The following is a 16,487-nucleotide window of genomic DNA, read 5'->3' on the forward strand; positions in this document are numbered from 1 at the left end:
TCACGGGCAGCAATCGGACCCATTGCAGCCTTTCATTGGAGCACCTGATTCAGTCGGAAAGGATCTTTTTCGATTTTTGCTGTTCGGGATTTAAGACTCGTTCAATAGCTGGCGCAGCCTCGACCGAACCCTCATGGGCGGCGTATGTGCCGGGCCAGGTTTCGACAGCAGGAAAAATTTCAGCGGGCTTGGACAACTTAGCTCCGTCAAAGCGACCAATTGGCCATTGAACGCGTCTAGAGAGTGAATCGCCGGATTCCACAGGGCGATGCCCAATCCTGAGCGGGCGGCTTCGAGTGCCTGGGCGTAATCACCCATGACCCTGTCCGCAGGCTTAGAAACTAGGCGTTTGCCGTGATGGCTCATGAATGCTCGCCACAGTGTCGTATCGCCGGTGTGAAGTAACGGCATGTCAGCTATCAAGGACAACGCCTGTTCGTTCATGGCGATGACTTCAGGTGCCGCCACAGGGCAAAGCAATTCTTCGAAGAGTGAATCCTCTTCTCCATCATTCCATTTTCCTCGCCCGTATCGAATAGCCAGATCGACCTCACCTGAAGAAAGGCTGGCATTGAGCGCGGAGGTGACCAACTCGATACGTAAGTCCTGGATGATACCTTCCAGTTGGGTCAGGCGGGGGATCAACCAGAAACGCGCGAAGGATGACGTCGTGGCCAATTTGACAATAGGCAGGGTTGGGCCTGCAGGTCGGGGTTGTCGTGCTTGCTTGAGCTGGTCGAAGGCATGAGCGACTTTGGCCAGCGCGAGTTGACCTGCAGCTGTAACGGTGACACCGCGCGCATGGCGGTCGAACAAGGAACTTTTAAACCAGTTTTCAGCCATTTCCACACGACGGCTGATGGTGGCATGTGTCACCTCCGGAACTGAAACGGAAACGGGTGCCGTGTTGCATCAAGTAAGCGTTCAGCGCTCACCGGTCTCAACTTCCTTTGTAGAAAATATCAACGGGGTCTCACGGATAATTTTTGAGGTACGGATGCACCAGGGGTTTCTTCCGCGTCCAAACCGAGAGCCTTACGTACTGGGAGAAAGCGCGCGCGTAGAGCGACTAAGTAACATCGGCATGGAAGCTCTAGCAAGGACTCAGGCCTCGTCGATAGTTCAAAGCCCCTAAAGTCTGCTCGTCGCTATCTGAAGTTTTGACCCGAAGCAGCCCTTGTTCGGACGACCGCTCTTGGCCCAGAGTGTGTAAAAAAGCGCGGGTGTACTGTCGGCGCGCAGTGCCGATGGTTGTTAGCCGAGTAGCTGCTCGCGGCAAGTCCTACAGGTCGTCACTATGGTCGTGGAGGCACCAGCGAGGCTTCTAGCGTGCCAAGTAAGCAACGAAGCCAACCCTTTCACGCCGACAACGCTTTCATTAAGCTGCTGGCGCCGAGGATTTTCATAACCCGCTTCATGTGTAGACGAGTACGTTCAAGCTCATTTCTGCACTGACGCCTTGCAGTGGAGCAGAAGGGCTCCTAAAGGTGTTTAATAACGCGCGCAAATCAGATGATGGAGTAAGGCGCAGTGAGTGAATATCAAGGAATGCGGTGGTTCAAAGCTGACTTTCAGGTGCAAACACCCGAAGATAGCAAGCATTGGGCAGATGTCGATCTCCGGTTAGGCAATCCGCGGCGACCTAGGATCGATGGCCAGATTTCCGAGCAAGGTATCCAAGACAAAGCCCGCACGTTCCTGAGTCGCTGCCACGAGCTCGAACTTCAAATCATAGGCATCACTGACCACAATTTCTCGGAACAGCTTGATGCTGATGACTGGTTTCTCACGCACCTGCTCCGGCAAAACAAATCCGTAGCCCAGGAACTCGGGCGGGAGCCTATCCATTTCTTCCCAGGCTTCGAAGTCGACATTGGCTACCACGTGCTCTGTCTGTTCGAAACCACCACCAAGGTCAATGACCTGATGCGTGTGAACACGGTGCTCACCAAGCTTGGACTGGCAGAGCCCGAACGATTCGAGCGCGGGCTTCCATTACCCTTACGGCAACGAGGTGAGACAGTTAGCCTCTCGAAGTTGCTGGATATTGTTCAAGGGGAATATGGCGGGTTGGTCATCCCGGCGCATGCCGACCAAGAGGATGGGTTACTTCAGCGTCCTGGAAACCGAATGGACTACCAGTTGCCCGACCTTATGGCACTGGAGGTGACCCAGTATCCCTTGAACCCAAAAGCCGCCGGCATCCTCAATGGTACCAACCGTGATTGGGCAAGGCCTGGTAAGCAGCCGGCCTATGTCCAGTCTTCGGATGCCAAGTCGCTTAAGACGGACGAGCACGGCAACCCCAAAGCCAATTCGTTGGGATATCGCTACACGTGGATCAAATGCTCACAGCCGTCGATAGCTGCACTCAAGCAGGCGTTCCGCGATCAGGACTCCAGGATCAGCCTTGAAAAAATGCGTCCTAGCGATCGCGAGACTCATCCCCGCATAAAATCGATAAGCCTTACCAACACGCGCTACCTCCAAGACCAAACGGTGGTTTTTTCCCAGAATCTGAATACCTTGATCGGTGCCAGGGGGACGGGCAAATCGACAATCCTTGAACTGCTGAGGATGATGTTCGCTCGCGAGCAAAGCGACGCACTGTCGGAGAAAACTCGGTCAAAAGCCGATCGAGCTAAGAACACCCTTTTGCCCGATGCCCAGATCCATGTTCGATGGGAGGGCATCCCCGGGCAGGTCGATACCCTGCACTTTTCTCCCGACAACGGACTCTCGTTATCCGAAGGGGAGGCGTTCGATCTCCCAACCTACCTGCGCCACCTGCCTGTTCAGTTTTACAGCCAGCAACAGCTCAGTGACTTGACTGCTCCAAGCGGTCAACTGCAACTGCTGGAGATGCTCGACGAGGCCTGTATTGAAGAGCTCAACAAGCTCAATGGCGAAGAACGCACTCTGGCTGCCGAAATCAAACGACTATTCGCAGCTCAAGACCAGGTCGTCGCTATAGACGAGCAAATAACCGGCTTAAGCCAGGAGCTGGTTGAGCTTGAGCGCCAATGGCAAGCACGCAAAGACGTCCAAGGTGAGGCTATCGCCTATCAGCATGCCCAGCGCGCTAAACGATATCTTCAAGGATTGCAGGATCAGATCGGAAAGGATGTCGAGAGCGTCAAGGAGGCGGTCGAAGCGTTTCGCTCGAATGGCGACCTAGGCACAGCAGTATCAGATGCTTGGCCACATTCAGCCTGGTTCACAGGAAAAACCAACGACGTCGCGGCCGTACGCAACCGCTTTAAGGCCAAGCTTTCCACCTTGCTAGATGAGATGGCCGCAGAATCAGAGCGTCTATTCGGACACGGCGCCCAGCTAGATGAGGTTAAGCTTGATCTGGATGCTGCACAAAACGCCTTCGTGAAAGCCTGCGAGGTGAAAGGAATTCAACCCCAAGATGTTAGTCGACTGCAGGAGCTTGATCGAACCAAACAGGCTAGGCAGCAAAACCTTGATGACAAAACTCGTGAACGTCAGGCCCTGGACGGTACGTCAGAGGCATTGCATGGAGCAATGAACAGACTTTTCGATGTCTGGGCCCAACAGACTGCACTGCGCACCAATGTCGCTGACGAGCTGACCAGAAAAACCGGTCGATCTATCCGCATTTCGATCAAGCCAATGGCTTACACAAGGCATTTCGAGAAGCTTTGGATGGCGCTTGAACCGGATAGACGTACGCCAGTAGGACGAGAGTGGCAGGTCATAGGCGAGACGCTCTTCCAGGAGTTCGTAACTTCCGAATCGCGGGCGCCGTCTCCCTGGGAACATATCGGTGAAGTGCTTGCTGACCCCGCTAAGCTGCCTGAGATCCTGCGGCAGTTCGACGGCAAAATCAGGACTTATCTTGCGACCAAGATGGAAGACTGGCGCTCGTTACGGACGACACGGATTCCGGATTTGGTAGATATCGAGCTCTACCGTGCAGATGGCAGCTTAGTAGGCAACCTAGAGGGAGGGCATCTGTCCGAGGGGCAGCGGAACACCGCCATACTTCACATGCTGCTCGTCAAAGGTGATGGCCCCATCATTATCGATCAGCCAGAAGACGAGGTGGATGCTAGCTTCATCTACAAAGATCTCGTGCCGCTGCTGCGACAGTCCAAAGCGACTCGTCAAATCATTCTCGCAACCCACAACGCCAACCTACCCGTGAACGCCGATGCCGAGTTCGTTTTTGCACTGGAATCCGTGAACGGTAAAGGTGGGGTATTGGCGCAAGGAGGGTTGGATAGGAAGGAGGCAGCGACCGCAGTGCTGGACATCATGGAAGGATCGGAGGAAGCCTTCAGGCGGCGATTAGAGAAGTACCACTTCTAGATCCAAGGATGGTGTCTCCTGTCGAGGATTCAAACTCCGAGTTCTCGACAGGAGAGCAGATGTTGTGAGTGCGGGCCAGGTAGCCGTTGCGATTCATCTAGCTCCGCAATGACCTAAAGAATGCTCTGATCTCATCAGCAAGAATTTCGGGCAGCTCTAATGCTGCGAAATGACCTCCGCGCGCCATGTGTTCCCAGACCAATTAATTTTCAACGCTTACATTCGTCGCCGTCCTCTGACATTCGTAGTGTTATCCAAACATACATAATTTAACATAATATACATTCCACGTAACAGGATGTTGCCGCGCCAGCCCGGTTGCAGGTGCATTTTGCAGATGTGATTTCCCTGCCGTCGTCTCTATTCCCTGAAATGTAAATCAGCGCTCAATATCGCTTCGATAACACCCTCGACATGTGCCATCCACGTTTTGTCGCGATTCTCTCTCTGACTTCATATCTTTGCGCTGCCAGGTTCATGCGGCGGCGCCCGCGCCCGATCACCGCATCCAACACGCGCACAAGCCCGGGTTCCAAGTCACCAGTTCACATCCAGCGCGTAAATCCACCACCGGTGTGAATGGTTTTTTTTTTCTGGAATCTGGTTTCCCGGAATCCGAATCGCGTCGCTACTGCGTAACGTGTGAGCGCCAACCCAACAGATCTGCAGGCACGAGGAGTTTGCGCAAGCTCACACTGCGCACCCTGTAACTGTTGAACCGAGCCCTCGATATTCAGCCTCTAATAACGACCGTAGTCATTCCCGTCAGTTGCGACTGCGTACTACGATCGATCAACTGTTCGGATCAGCGATAAACTCACTAGCCTTTGAAGGCGATGACTATCCAACACCGAGGAATTTTTCATGGCAACACCATAACTACGCTAAAGAGCTATTTAGTAGAGCTATAGCTCTAATTCCACCATGATCATTGAATCACCCTCGCATACACCGCCCGATCAATATTCCCGCCGGACAAAATCACCGCCACGTTTTTACCTTCCGAGTCCTTGCGTTCCTGAATCAGCGCTGCCAGTGCCGCTGCACCCGCGCCCTCGGCAAGATTGTGGGTATCGGTGTAATACACGCGCATGGCTTCAGCAATTTCGCTGTCGCTGACCGACACGATTCGCGCCGCGCCGCTGCTGTAAATAGCCAACGCCTCGGGGATTGGCCTGCGCACGGCGAGCCCGTCCGCGAAGGTATTTGCAGAAGCGGTTTCGCAGATTTCGCCTGACTCGAACGACAGTTTTGCCGCCGCTGCCGCCTCGGACACCACACCCACGACTTCAATTTTCAAGCCCAGTGCATCGCGGACCGCAATCACTGCGCAAATTCCCGAGCCACAGCCGATCGGCACGTAGACAGTGTCCAGATCCGGCGCTGCATTAAACAGCTCGAGCGCATACGTCGCCACGCCTTTGACCAGTTCGGTGTGGAACGGCGGCACCAGGTACAGGCCATGCTCTTGCGCCAGGCGTGCGGCCTCTTCCCGGGCATCATCGAAATCGTGGCCGAATTCAACCACCTCGCCACCGAAGCCGCGCATGGCGTTGTTCTTCTCCACTGAGTTACCTTGCGGCACCACAATCAATGCCTGCAAACCCAGCGCCGTTGCTGCCAACGCCAGGCTCTGGCCATGGTTGCCGCGTGTAGCGGTAACGATGCCTTTTACCCCCGGGTGCGTCTGTTTCAGCCAGTGCATGAAGGTGATGCCGCCGCGTACTTTGAACGCGCCCGTCGGGGTGTGATTTTCATGTTTGACCCACACGGTGCAACCCAGCCGCTGCCCCAGCAATGGCCAGGCGTATTGGGCAGTGGCCGGCATGACTTGATAAACCTGGCGAGCCGCTTGTTCGATTTCATCGCGAGTCAGACTGTACATGGGCACCTCCGGGAAATTTCGTTCAGTCTAGACAGACACGCAGGCGCCGGCTTTCAAAAAACTGACCTGACTTTTGGGCGCCCTCTTCATTACTATGCTGATCATGCGCCATCGAAATCGCTTGCAGCCATCGCCCGTCCCGGAACCGATTCGCCGTGTCGAGGCAGGCCCGTGGCTGATCGAATTGTTACCCGGTTCCGCCTACGCGGCACGCTACGTCGCGACCCATTGCGCGATCGGTTTTGCTTTCGACAGCCAGCAGGGCCTGCATGCGATTGGCAGCGACCGCGTGCTGCCTTTTGTCTGTGCGCCAAACAGCCTGGCGTTCGTGCCTGCCGGTTGCGACGTGTTGTCCGAATCGCCAACTGGCGGTGAATACCTGCGGGTTGTTCATACCAAGGGCCTGGAGTGGATGGCAGATCGCGTTTTCAACAACCGTATTGATCCGCAGGCCATTGCCCTCGCGCTGCGTATGCGCCGTAGCCTGTTGCGGCCCTCGTTCGATGACGATTGGGAATCCTGGGCGCCCGCCCTGACTGATCGGGCGCGAGATTCCAGTGCGCTATCGCCTTCGCCCCAAGGCTTGATCAACAGTGGACGCATGCGCTTGCTGGATGAATTCATTGATGCTGGCCTCGAAGGCCCGTTGAGCGTGCAGGCCATGGCCGGGCTGCTTGGTTTGTCCGAAGGCTTTTTCATGCGGGCGTTCAAACAGGTGACGGGCAAAAGCCCGCACAGTTACCTGATTGATCGGCGCCTGGCCAGAGCCCGCGCCTGTTTTCGCGATTCAGCAGCCAGCCTGTCGGAGATCGCCCTCGCCTGCGGCTTCAGTTCCCAGTCGCATATGACCACCGCTTTCAAGCAGCGAATCGGTGTGAGTCCGGCGCACTTGCGGGCCCGTTCCGGGATTAGCAGATCTCAAGGATAAAGCGGCGCTCGGCGGCAGCGTTGTCATCGCCCGTCGGTTGCTGAGACAGAAAACCACATCGCTCGAGTACTTTTCTCGAACTCGCGTTGTCCTGGTAGACGTAAGCGATCAGCTGCTTGAGTTTCCAGCGCTCTTGAGCTTCCTGAATCAACCGCCTCAGCGCGAGTGTTGCCAGGCCTTTGCCGCACAATTGCTGGTCAATCCGATAACCGACTTCGGCAGAACTCAACGTCGAGTCGATGCTTTTGAGATTGGCACGCCCGACGATGTTTTGATTGGCATCTTCGATGACAAATGGATGCCAGCCGCCGATTTCAAAGTCATTCAAATAGCCTTCGATATGCGCGGCGACGCCACTCAAGGAATAGAACGCAGGATCGCGCGCATCGATATGAGATTCGAACCACTCACGGTTTCGAATTTCAAAGGCCAACAGCGCTTCAGTATCAGCGCTTGTCAGTTCACGAATTTTGAATGGTGTCACCAGAACTACCTCCTATGCCAAGCTCGAATCGGCATCAGCCACATCAGCCACATCAGCCACATCAGCCATCACAGCATGCCGGTCAACTTGGCAAGTACGGCGACAACGTAGCCCCCAATAATCGAAAGGCCGAGGACGCCCCATGGCCGAGTCCACCACTCTCCATCCGGACTAGGTGGCATGGGTTGCTGGTAAATATTCATTTGCTCGATCACCCCAGCAGAAACCTGCGTTCCCGCCGTTGCGCCACCCGTCATCATGGAGTTGTGCCATTGCATTTCTTCGACACGATCAATCTGCCGCTGAATGCGCGCTTTCAGCCGCCTGCCGGAAAGCATCAATTGTTTGCCTACGATCATGACGCCGATTAGCCCCAGGAAAAGAAGGTTGCCGTCATTGAACGGGTCAGCCTGGTTGAGGGTAGGCACGTTGCGCCAGACGAACCCTATATAAGGTTCGGTGATTTGGTAGAGGGCAAAAATGAAGCTCTGAATCTTTGCGCCAACCTGCGCCAGGAAAAGCGAATGGCTCATGGATTCCGCAGTGCGATAGAGCGCCATTAGCAAACTGACAAAGTAAAAAAGTGCGCCACCGATTAACAGTATGCCGCCGACGCCTCGCTGAGTACGGGAGCGCCTTACCGCTTGCTGTATGTTCATCCTTGTTCCGTTTTTTGTGTTGAGACCTTGGGTAGAAGCAGATGTTTGTGCGCTTTCCGGATTGGAGCGTTCGCGAAGAAGCAGCGCCCGAGAGCCTATCAGAGCGAATTAAACGTGTCCGCTGATGCCTCCAATCATCGCGAAAAACGCTTGTTGAAATACGCCCCTCTTTACTTCCTGAAAGCTACGCAACCTTGCGTCGTTGCCTACGCATACGCCAGAATCCGCCGGCTTGTGCGCCCGGAGGTAGCCCGGTAACTTGATACCCGTCACTGCTCATCAGTGATCGGGTTTAGTCGCCCGGATAAGGTAAAGCGGTCGTACAAATATCGTCAGTCAGGCATTCGCCTGATTCTATGGTAGCTGTGCGCATGGCGTCCTCGGACGCGCCGGTTTTGCTTCTCCTTACCGGTCGACTAACTTGCGCACAGCTGCCACCCTTTCGTTTAGTCGCGAGACGGTTGCGGCCCTTATTTAAAGGGAAGCATTCATGTTCAAAGTCACCCCCAATCCCCCCGACACCGATCCAGTCTCCCCGTACGAATCTGATTCAAACAAACTCAACCAAGCCGCCGAACGCGCTCTGGACTTCCACTTCCCGTCGATCGCCGATATCAAGGCCACGCCGCGCACCCCAAGCACTCTGTTCATCGTCGACCCAGCGGCGACCACCGAAACGCTCGTGGTCTATCTGGTCGAAACCCTGGCCTCGGTGGACGTCATGGTCCATGACCTGGTGGATCAGTTGGACGGTGGTTCACGCCACGCGTTGCTAGGCATCTCCAACAGCATCATGCTCGCCGAGATCACCGCGAACCGGGTGCTGGATCAGATCGATCCGCCTGCGTAGGCGCCCTGCCCGCGCAAAAAACAAAATCTCCATGTGTTTCCTTTGAGACTCCCGGCGTCGCAGTTCTTCACTGCCCGTTCCTGCACGTCTGGAGTTTCGCTCAATGCCCTCGCCCAAATCCTTGCCCGCTGCGCTGCTGGGCCTGGCCCTTACCTGTCCGGCCATGGCCGAGACGCAAGGTCTGGAGCTAGGGCAAGTGTTGATCCAGGCTGAAGGCCTGAGCGGCGAAGATCAGGCAGTCGAAGAAGCAAAGGCCCGGCTGGCCGAGGTGCCCGGCGGCACCAACGTCGTCGACATGCGCCGCCCGTTACAGGGGCGCGTGGCCAGCAATCAGGATGTACTGGCCTATCAACCGGGAGTCTATGCCCAGTCGGCCGGTAATGAAGGCGTGAAGATTTCGATTCGCGGATCGGGCATCAACCGCGCGCCGGGGGCACATGCTTCAGGCTTGTACACGATGCTCGACGGCTTGCCGCTGACCGGCCCGGGCGGCACGCCATACGAATTGCTCGAACCGTTGTGGCTCGACCACGTGGAAGTGCTGCGTGGCGCCAACGGTTTTGACCGAGGCGCCCTCGCCCTCGGCGGCGCCATCGATTACGTCAGTCACACCGGTTATGACGCGCCGCTATTGCAGGTGCGTTACGCGATGGGCAGCCACGGTTATCAGCAACGTCAAATCAGCTCCGGACAGGTGCTGGGCGACTTCGATTATTACCTGTCCGCGACCGACTCGAACGCCGACGGTTATCAGGATCACACCGCCAGCGACAGCCAGGGCGTGATCGCCAATGTCGGTTACCGCTTCAACCCGAATCTGGAAACGCGCTTCTACCTGCGCTATCGCCAGACCGACAACGACCTCGCCGGGCGAGTCAGCAAACATTCTCTGGAGCACACACCACGCGCGGCCAATCCCGCCTACGTAGCGCGCGATGACAGCCGCAAGCAGCCGGGCAGCACCTTCATCGGCAACAAAACGACCTATTATATTGATGATGACTCCAGCATCCAGACCGGCCTGGTCTATCACGACTATCCGATGGATTTGCGTGAGGGCCCCAACCGTCTGAAGGTGGCTTACACGGACGTCAGCGGTACGTTCGATTACAAACGTCGCGACAGCCTTTGGGGTCTGGAAAGCCGCAGCACGATAGGGCTGCGCGTGACCAAGCATTTGCCCAATGCCGGCGCCAGCGAGCGGGTGCGCATCCCGAGCGGCAACACCGCCGGCTACGCGCCGGGCACGCACATGCGCAACTTTACCTATCAGGGCTCGGACACCGTCCTGCACTTGGGCAATGACCTGGAGATCGCCGACGATCTGTGGCTGACCACCGGCCTGGCCGCCATTTATACCCGTCGCGAAAGCGCCGTGACCTATCCCGATGGCGGCGGCAAGACCAGTCTGGGCGATTGGGATTACGCCCCGCGCTTGGGGCTGCGCTACCAGCTGACGCCCGATCTGCAGGTGTTCGGCAATCTCAGCCGCTCGGTCGAGGGCCCGCATCCCTGGTCGCTGATCTACAGCGCCAACCAGCGTTTTCCGGCCGGTAACGGCGCCGCGACCGGCACTCAGCGCGATCCGGTAAAACTGCAAAACCAGACCGCGACCACCCTGGAAATCGGTGGGCGTGGCGACAGCGCGCTGGGGCAATGGAGCCTCGCCTGGTATTTTTCGCAAGTGCGCCACGAATTGCTGTCGGTGCTGCCGGACGCCAACGCCACCACGCCCTATGAGCTGAACGCCAGCCCCACCGTGCACCAGGGCGTGGAAGCCAGTCTGCAAAGCAACCTGTGGTCGAACGCCGATGACGGCCAGTTGAGCCTGCGCCAGAGCTACACGTTCAGCGATTTCCATTACCGCGATGACGACCGGTTCGGCGATAACCGGTTGCCGGGCCTGCCGATGCATTATTACCAGGGCGAGCTGCGTTACGACTGGTCCCAAGGCTTCTTTGCCGCGTTCAACACCCAGTTAGTGTCGAACGTTGAAGTGGATTACGCCAACAGCTATGAGGCCGATCCTTATGCACTGTTCGGCGCTACCGTCGGCTACAATGCGCCCAAAGGCGACTGGCAAACCTGGTTCGACATGCGCAACCTGACCAACAAGCGCTACGCCGCCACCGTCACACCCGGTTATGACGACAAAGGTCTGGACGCCGCACGATCAACCCCTGGCGAAGGTTTGGGGGTTTATCTCGGGGTGTCGTGGAGCCTGCGCTAAACCGGCGAATTGAACACCGCCGAGCAACCTGCCACCGGCCGTCTATGCTCCTGAGAGTTTCGTTCAGCGGACTCATACGCAATGCTTTCAGGCGCCACCCTGTCGCTGCACCCTGCCCGACTTTTACTGCTTGGCGTGCTCGGCTTGAGTGGCTGCGTGCGTCTGGGCCCGGACTTTGAATCGCCCCGACCGGCATGGTTGCAGCAGTGGCATAGCGCGGCGCTCGAACACGCCACTCACCGCAGCCCGACCCCGGACGTGCGTCAGTGGTGGCAGGTATTCGGCGACCCGCAACTCGACCATCTGATCGCCGCGGCGGACGCGCATAACTCCGACCTGAAAATCGCCGGCTTGCGGGTCATGGAAGCCCGCGCCCGGCTGGGCATTGCGCAAGCCGGGCGTTATCCGCAAGTGCAGCAAGCCAGTGCCGACAGCCTGTATTTCAACCGCCGGCAATCGGGCGGGATCAATCCGCAGGATACCCACTTCTGGCAATACAGTGCCGGTTTCGACATCGGCTGGGAGCTGGATTTCTGGGGCCGTTTCAGCCGCGCCATCGAATCCTCGGACGCTAGCTATTTCGCCGCACAGGCCAATTACGAAGACGTGCTCGTGCTCCTGCGCGCCCAGGTCGCCGACACCTATTTCGCCTTGCGCACCACCGAGGCGCGCTTGCAGGTGGCCAGGGAAAACGCCAAACAGCAGCAGCGAAACTTCGAGATCACCGAAAAACTTTTTAACAGCGGCCAGAGTGCCGAACTCGATTTGCAACAGGCCCGCACCCAATACCTGGGCACCTTGAGCACCCTCCCCGACTTTGAAGATCAGTTGCTGCGTACGCGCAATGCGCTGGCGATATTGATCGGTCAGCCGCCCGGCGGGCTGCCCATGCTGGCCCACAATGAAGGGCTGATTCCGCTGGTGGACCGTGCGGTGCTGCAGGATGTGCCGGCCGATTTACTGCAGCGGCGTCCGGATGTGCGCGCGGCCGAACTGAATGTCGCCGCGCAATCTGCCTTGATCGGCGTCGCGGTGACCGACTTCTATCCCTCATTGACCTTGCTGGGCAGTATCGCCTGGTCGGCCGATACCCTCAATGGCACCTCCAGAAGCCTGGACCTGATCGGCGGACCTAGCCTGCGCTGGAACCTGTTCGACCATGGCCAGATCAGCAACAACGTGCGCGTGCAGGATGCGCGTTTGCAGCAGCTGATCGAAGCCTACCGCGACAAGGTTCGGCAGGCGGCACGCGAGGCCGACGATGCCGCCAGCGGCCTGATCAAATCCTTGGAGCGCGAGCGAATCCTCAGCGAAGCCGAAGTCGCCGCCAAGCGTTCGCTGGTCCTGGCCAGCGCTCAGTATCGCGAAGGGTATTCAGACTTTCAGCGCGTGCTCGATGCGCAGCGCGCCCTGCTGGAGCAACAAGACAATTACCTGGTCAGCCGCAGCAACGCGGTGAGCAACCTGATCGCTCTGTACAAGGCGCTGGGCGGTGGATGGTACACCGCGCAAGGCAAAGTCGACCCCGCCACGCGCCAGCAGATGCAACAACGCACGGACTGGGGCGATCTGCTCGATGAACCCGCCGCCGCCCAACCGAACAAGGGAGACGACCATGAGTGAAACCGCGCAGCCTGCGTCCACGGCGACGCCAGCCGATCCGGCAAAAAAAGGACTCAAGTGGGTATTACTGCTGATTATCCTCAGCCTGACGTGGTACCTGTTGGCCGACCGGGTTACCCCGTACACCCAGCAGGCTCGGGTCGGCGCCTTTGTCATACCGGTGGCCTCGGAAGTGGCCGGTCGGGTCACCCGCGTCAACGTGCGCAACAACCAGACTGTCAATGCCGGTGACGTACTGTTCGAGGTCGATCCGCAGTCCTATCAGATTGCCGTCGAGCGCGCCCGGGCCGACCTTGAATCGACACGTCGCCAGATCGGCGCCAGCACCGCCGGCATTGCCTCGGCTCAGGCCAACCTGCGTGCGGCGCAGGCCAACGAGCTAAAGGCGCGGCAGGACAATCAGCGTCTGGAAGGCCTGTATCGCGACGACCCGGGGACCGTCTCCGTGCGCCTGCTGGAAGTGTCGCGCGCCAACCGCGAGCAAGCCGTCAGCCAGGTCGCGGCGGCTCGCGCCGAAGTTCAACGGGCACGTGAACAGGAAGGTGGCAGCGCGGAAGACAACGCTTTGCTGCGCAGTGCTGCAACAGCGTTATCGAAGGCCGAACTGGATCAGGCCAACACGCAGATTCGCGCGCGGGCGGCCGGCCTGATTACCGACTTGCGCACCGACGCCGGGCAATTCGCAGCGGCGGGCAGCCCGGTGATGACCCTGATCGCCATACATGATGTGTGGATCAGCGCGGACATGACCGAGAACAATCTTGCGCGAGTGCGGCTCGACACGCCGGTGGCGATCGTCCTTGATGCGCTGCCGGGCGAAGTGTTCGAGGGCCGCGTGCGCAGCGTTGGTTATGGCGTCAGCGTTGGTCAGCCCCCGGCGCCCGGTACCTTGCCGAATGTGCAGAACAGCCGCGACTGGCTGCGGCCGGCGCAGCGTTTCCCGGTGATCATCGAATTCTCCGAGGCCTCGCGAAACACACTGCGTGACAGTGGCGCGATTCGCGCGGGCGGCCAGGCTGAAGTCATGGCGTTCCCCACTGAACGCAGTCTGCTCAACCCGCTGGGGCGGTTTTTCCTGTGGCTGATGAGCTGGCTGTCGTATGCGTACTGAACGCTCGCCCCGGGCTCAGCGCGCATTGCGCCTGGCGAGCGGCACCGCGTTGTGCCTGGCCACCAGCTTCGGGCTGAACCTGCCGATTCCCTTCCTGTCGCCCGTTCTGGCCGTGCTGTTGCTGGCCACGCTCAATCGTCCGTTGCCATTGAAAGCCGCGCTGGTACTGGCGCTGGCGGCAATGCTGACCACCGGTACCGGGCTGCTGCTGGTCCCGGTTCTGAAGTATTACCCGCTCAGTGGCGTGCTGCTGATCGCTGCCTGTCTGTTCCTGGCGTTCCGCTTTGGGCTGCGTGGCGGCAATAACCTGATCGTCACTTTTCTGGTCATCGGCCTGACCATGATCTCGTCGGCCGGTGTGGCAGATTCCGGTTTGGCGGCGATGGTCATCGGCGCACTGGTCAAAGGGCTGTTGCTTGCGATTTCAGTCGTGGCGGTCAGTCACTGGCTGTTCCCTGAACCGGCCAATGCACCACCGTCGCCCGTCGCACCGTTGTTGCCAGCGTCAGAGGTCGGCCGGGTGGCGCTGCGGGCCACCCTGATCGTGTTGCCGACATTTCTGCTGGCCTTGGCCGATCCGGCCAGCTATCTGCCGATCATCCTCAAAGCGGTCAGCCTCGGTCAGCAAAGTTCCACCTCCAATGCTCGTCATGCCGGTCGCGAACTGGTCGGTTCGACCCTGCTCGGCGGCGTGCTCGCCGTGATGTTCTGGTGTGCCCTCAGCCTGGTTGTGCACCTCTGGATGTTTTACCTGTGGATGCTGCTGTTCGGTTTGTGGCTCGCACGCAAGCTGTATGGATTGAGCGTCACGCGGTTGAGCCCGGGGTTCTGGCTCAATACATTCATCACGCTAATCATTCTGCTCGGTCAGTCGGTTCAGGACAGCCTCGCGGGCAAGGATGTCTACACAGCGTTTGTCGTGCGCATGGGCCTGTTCATCGGCGTGACCCTTTACGCCGGCCTGATGGCGCAGCTGCTGGATCAGCGCAAACCGACCGCCCCGCGTAAATGTCCGCCACTGGCAGGGGGCGGCGCGGCCTGAATGGCCGCCACGCTATTACAGTCGTTGAAGTCGAGCTGGATTTGTTGCGAGTTCTGCTCCTTCAACGGCACCACCGTTTCGGCCTCGACCGAGATGGCACCAGTCAGTCGCAGAGTCCGGCGACGAGGTGGATCAGGCAAACGTTGCATTCCGATTTTACGACGGCTCGCAGCCGGACGCAGGCTGCGCCAGCGGCTACAGAGACCGGGCGAGGCTATGTCATTTGCTACAGGTGTTTGGCGTAGCTCGGGATCGGCGTTGGTTGGCAGATCAGATTTGCCGGGAGCGCTTCAGCGTCTCGCTCGGCAGTTCGTTGAACAGTGCACGGTAGCTGCTGGAAAATCGGCCCAGGTGCCAGAACGACCATTGCATGGCCACTTCAGCCACGGTGGTTTCCATGGGCGAGCGCTTAAGCAATTCACGGTGCGCACTGTTCAGGCGACGCAGGCGCAACCAGTGAGTGGGCGTCATCCCGGTGTAGGCCTTGAACGCATGCTGCAACTGGCGAAGCGAAACGCCGGCGACGCGTGCCAGTTCGACCAGATTGAGCGTTTCTTCCGGAGAATCCGCAGCCCATTCGCCAATGCGCTTCATCACCGCGCGTTCTTCACTTCGACGTTGCAAACCACCGCGATCAAGGCACACGCAGGCATTGTCGAGAATGTACAAACAGTCCTCGAGCAATTGTTGGGTCAATGCTTCCTTGCTTGGCGGATCGGGCGCATTCGTCAGACGGGTCAGTGTGCCGCTTAGCCAGCGGCTGAACAGCGCGTTCTGTCCGCAATTCAGCGGCGCCATGAACAAGCCTTCCAGCCGGGCCACATTCAAGCCGTGACGTTGAACAAATTGCGGGCCGAACACCACGGCGATTTCCTGATAGTTCTCCGGCGTGATCCAGATGTTGCGGCTTTCTTCATTCAAAACGTACAGGGCGTTGTCGTTGCGATCGAAACAGAACGCCAGCGAACCCTCGGGCGCGCTGAAATTTTGCTCGACACGGGTGTTCATGTGCTCCTCGTAGATCTCCACCCCTTGCAGGTCGAGATAACGCACGCGCCCGGCAAAATGCCCCGGCGACATCTGCTGATAATGCTGGACCCAGCCAGGCGTGGCACGGATTTGTTCGGCGACATCGGCGGTGTCGAAGGCTTGGACCTGGAGCGGATTATACGTTGTCATGGGTGACCTTACGCACTCGTTTGGTGCGTTTTGGTGCTGCTGAAAGTGGATAGATGGAACGGCAAGGCTCGCCCAAGATAGTCGTCAACGCGTCCCAGGGGAAGTCTGTGGCGGATGAAACCACCCTCCCCGGCGTTAATGAAACCAATAACGAGGTC

Annotated in this window: 12 protein-coding genes; 7 read left to right on the top strand and 5 right to left on the bottom strand. The window is 58.3% G+C overall.

All coding sequences use genetic code 11. The annotated features are described in order from the left end of the window. Positions 1-90 precede the first annotated feature (90 nt). Positions 91-876 carry a LysR substrate-binding domain-containing protein gene (locus ACYZT1_RS13770; protein ID WP_462015270.1) on the bottom strand — a complete coding sequence of 262 codons (786 nt, stop codon included), beginning with the start codon at positions 874-876 and terminating at the stop codon, positions 91-93. 654 nt (positions 877-1,530) lie between these two features. Here ACYZT1_RS13770 and ACYZT1_RS13775 point away from each other — a divergent pair. Further along, positions 1,531-4,338, top strand: a complete 2,808-nt coding sequence (locus ACYZT1_RS13775) for a TrlF family AAA-like ATPase (protein ID WP_462015271.1) — start codon at positions 1,531-1,533, stop codon at positions 4,336-4,338. A 928-nt stretch (positions 4,339-5,266) separates the two neighbouring features. On the opposite strand, the gene ACYZT1_RS13780 is transcribed toward ACYZT1_RS13775, so the two are convergent. Next, a complete protein-coding gene (locus ACYZT1_RS13780) occupies positions 5,267-6,223 on the bottom strand; it encodes a threonine dehydratase (protein ID WP_462015272.1) in 957 nt (318 codons plus the stop codon). 94 nt (positions 6,224-6,317) lie between these two features. Between ACYZT1_RS13780 and ACYZT1_RS13785 the strand changes: the two genes are divergently transcribed. Next, a complete protein-coding gene (locus ACYZT1_RS13785; RefSeq protein ID WP_462015273.1) occupies positions 6,318-7,151 on the top strand; it encodes a helix-turn-helix transcriptional regulator in 834 nt (277 codons plus the stop codon). On the opposite strand, the gene ACYZT1_RS13790 is transcribed toward ACYZT1_RS13785, so the two are convergent. Beyond that, positions 7,132-7,635 carry a GNAT family N-acetyltransferase gene (locus tag ACYZT1_RS13790; protein ID WP_462015274.1) on the bottom strand — a complete coding sequence of 168 codons (504 nt, stop codon included), beginning with the start codon at positions 7,633-7,635 and terminating at the stop codon, positions 7,132-7,134. The genes ACYZT1_RS13785 and ACYZT1_RS13790 overlap by 20 nt on opposite strands. 68 nt (positions 7,636-7,703) lie before the next feature. Then, on the bottom strand, positions 7,704-8,294 hold the full coding sequence (locus ACYZT1_RS13795; RefSeq protein ID WP_462015275.1) for a YniB family protein: 591 nt from the start codon (positions 8,292-8,294) through the stop codon (positions 7,704-7,706). A 490-nt stretch (positions 8,295-8,784) separates the two neighbouring features. Here ACYZT1_RS13795 and ACYZT1_RS13800 point away from each other — a divergent pair, with 490 nt between their 5' ends. From ACYZT1_RS13800 to ACYZT1_RS13820, 5 genes are all read left to right on the top strand, one after another. Beyond that, positions 8,785-9,144: a DUF6124 family protein gene (locus tag ACYZT1_RS13800; protein WP_462015276.1), complete on the top strand. Its 360-nt coding sequence runs from the start codon at positions 8,785-8,787 to the stop codon at positions 9,142-9,144. Between the two features lie 103 nt (positions 9,145-9,247). After that, positions 9,248-11,374 (top strand): TonB-dependent receptor family protein, encoded by a 2,127-nt coding sequence (locus tag ACYZT1_RS13805; protein ID WP_462015277.1) that lies wholly within the window; start codon positions 9,248-9,250, stop codon positions 11,372-11,374. 81 nt (positions 11,375-11,455) lie between these two features. Next, a complete protein-coding gene (locus ACYZT1_RS13810; protein WP_462015278.1) occupies positions 11,456-12,997 on the top strand; it encodes an efflux transporter outer membrane subunit in 1,542 nt (513 codons plus the stop codon). Then, the gene (locus ACYZT1_RS13815) at positions 12,990-14,108 is read left to right on the top strand and encodes an HlyD family secretion protein (protein WP_462015279.1); all 1,119 of its coding nucleotides are present in this window, start codon (positions 12,990-12,992) and stop codon (positions 14,106-14,108) included. Before ACYZT1_RS13810 ends, ACYZT1_RS13815 begins: the two co-directional genes overlap by 8 nt. Beyond that, positions 14,098-15,150, top strand: a complete 1,053-nt coding sequence (locus tag ACYZT1_RS13820) for a DUF2955 domain-containing protein (RefSeq protein ID WP_462015280.1) — start codon at positions 14,098-14,100, stop codon at positions 15,148-15,150. Before ACYZT1_RS13815 ends, ACYZT1_RS13820 begins: the two co-directional genes overlap by 11 nt. Positions 15,151-15,420: 270 nt before the next feature. On the opposite strand, the gene ACYZT1_RS13825 is transcribed toward ACYZT1_RS13820, so the two are convergent. Next, entirely contained in the window at positions 15,421-16,329 is a 909-nt protein-coding gene (locus ACYZT1_RS13825; protein ID WP_462015281.1) for a helix-turn-helix domain-containing protein, read from the bottom strand. Between the last annotated feature and the right edge of the window lie 158 nt (positions 16,330-16,487).

The sequence above is a fragment of the Pseudomonas sp. PB3P13 genome (assembly GCF_054897735.1).

Coding starts and splice junctions, on each gene's coding strand:
- ACYZT1_RS13780 (WP_462015272.1), bottom strand. CDS start 6,223: ATGTACAGTCTGACTCGCGATGAAATCGAACAAGCGGCTCGCCAGGTT.
- ACYZT1_RS13785 (WP_462015273.1), top strand. CDS start 6,318: ATGCTGATCATGCGCCATCGAAATCGCTTGCAGCCATCGCCCGTCCCG.
- ACYZT1_RS13795 (WP_462015275.1), bottom strand. CDS start 8,294: ATGAACATACAGCAAGCGGTAAGGCGCTCCCGTACTCAGCGAGGCGTC.
- ACYZT1_RS13800 (WP_462015276.1), top strand. CDS start 8,785: ATGTTCAAAGTCACCCCCAATCCCCCCGACACCGATCCAGTCTCCCCG.
- ACYZT1_RS13805 (WP_462015277.1), top strand. CDS start 9,248: ATGCCCTCGCCCAAATCCTTGCCCGCTGCGCTGCTGGGCCTGGCCCTT.
- ACYZT1_RS13810 (WP_462015278.1), top strand. CDS start 11,456: ATGCTTTCAGGCGCCACCCTGTCGCTGCACCCTGCCCGACTTTTACTG.
- ACYZT1_RS13815 (WP_462015279.1), top strand. CDS start 12,990: ATGAGTGAAACCGCGCAGCCTGCGTCCACGGCGACGCCAGCCGATCCG.
- ACYZT1_RS13820 (WP_462015280.1), top strand. CDS start 14,098: ATGCGTACTGAACGCTCGCCCCGGGCTCAGCGCGCATTGCGCCTGGCG.
- ACYZT1_RS13825 (WP_462015281.1), bottom strand. CDS start 16,329: ATGACAACGTATAATCCGCTCCAGGTCCAAGCCTTCGACACCGCCGAT.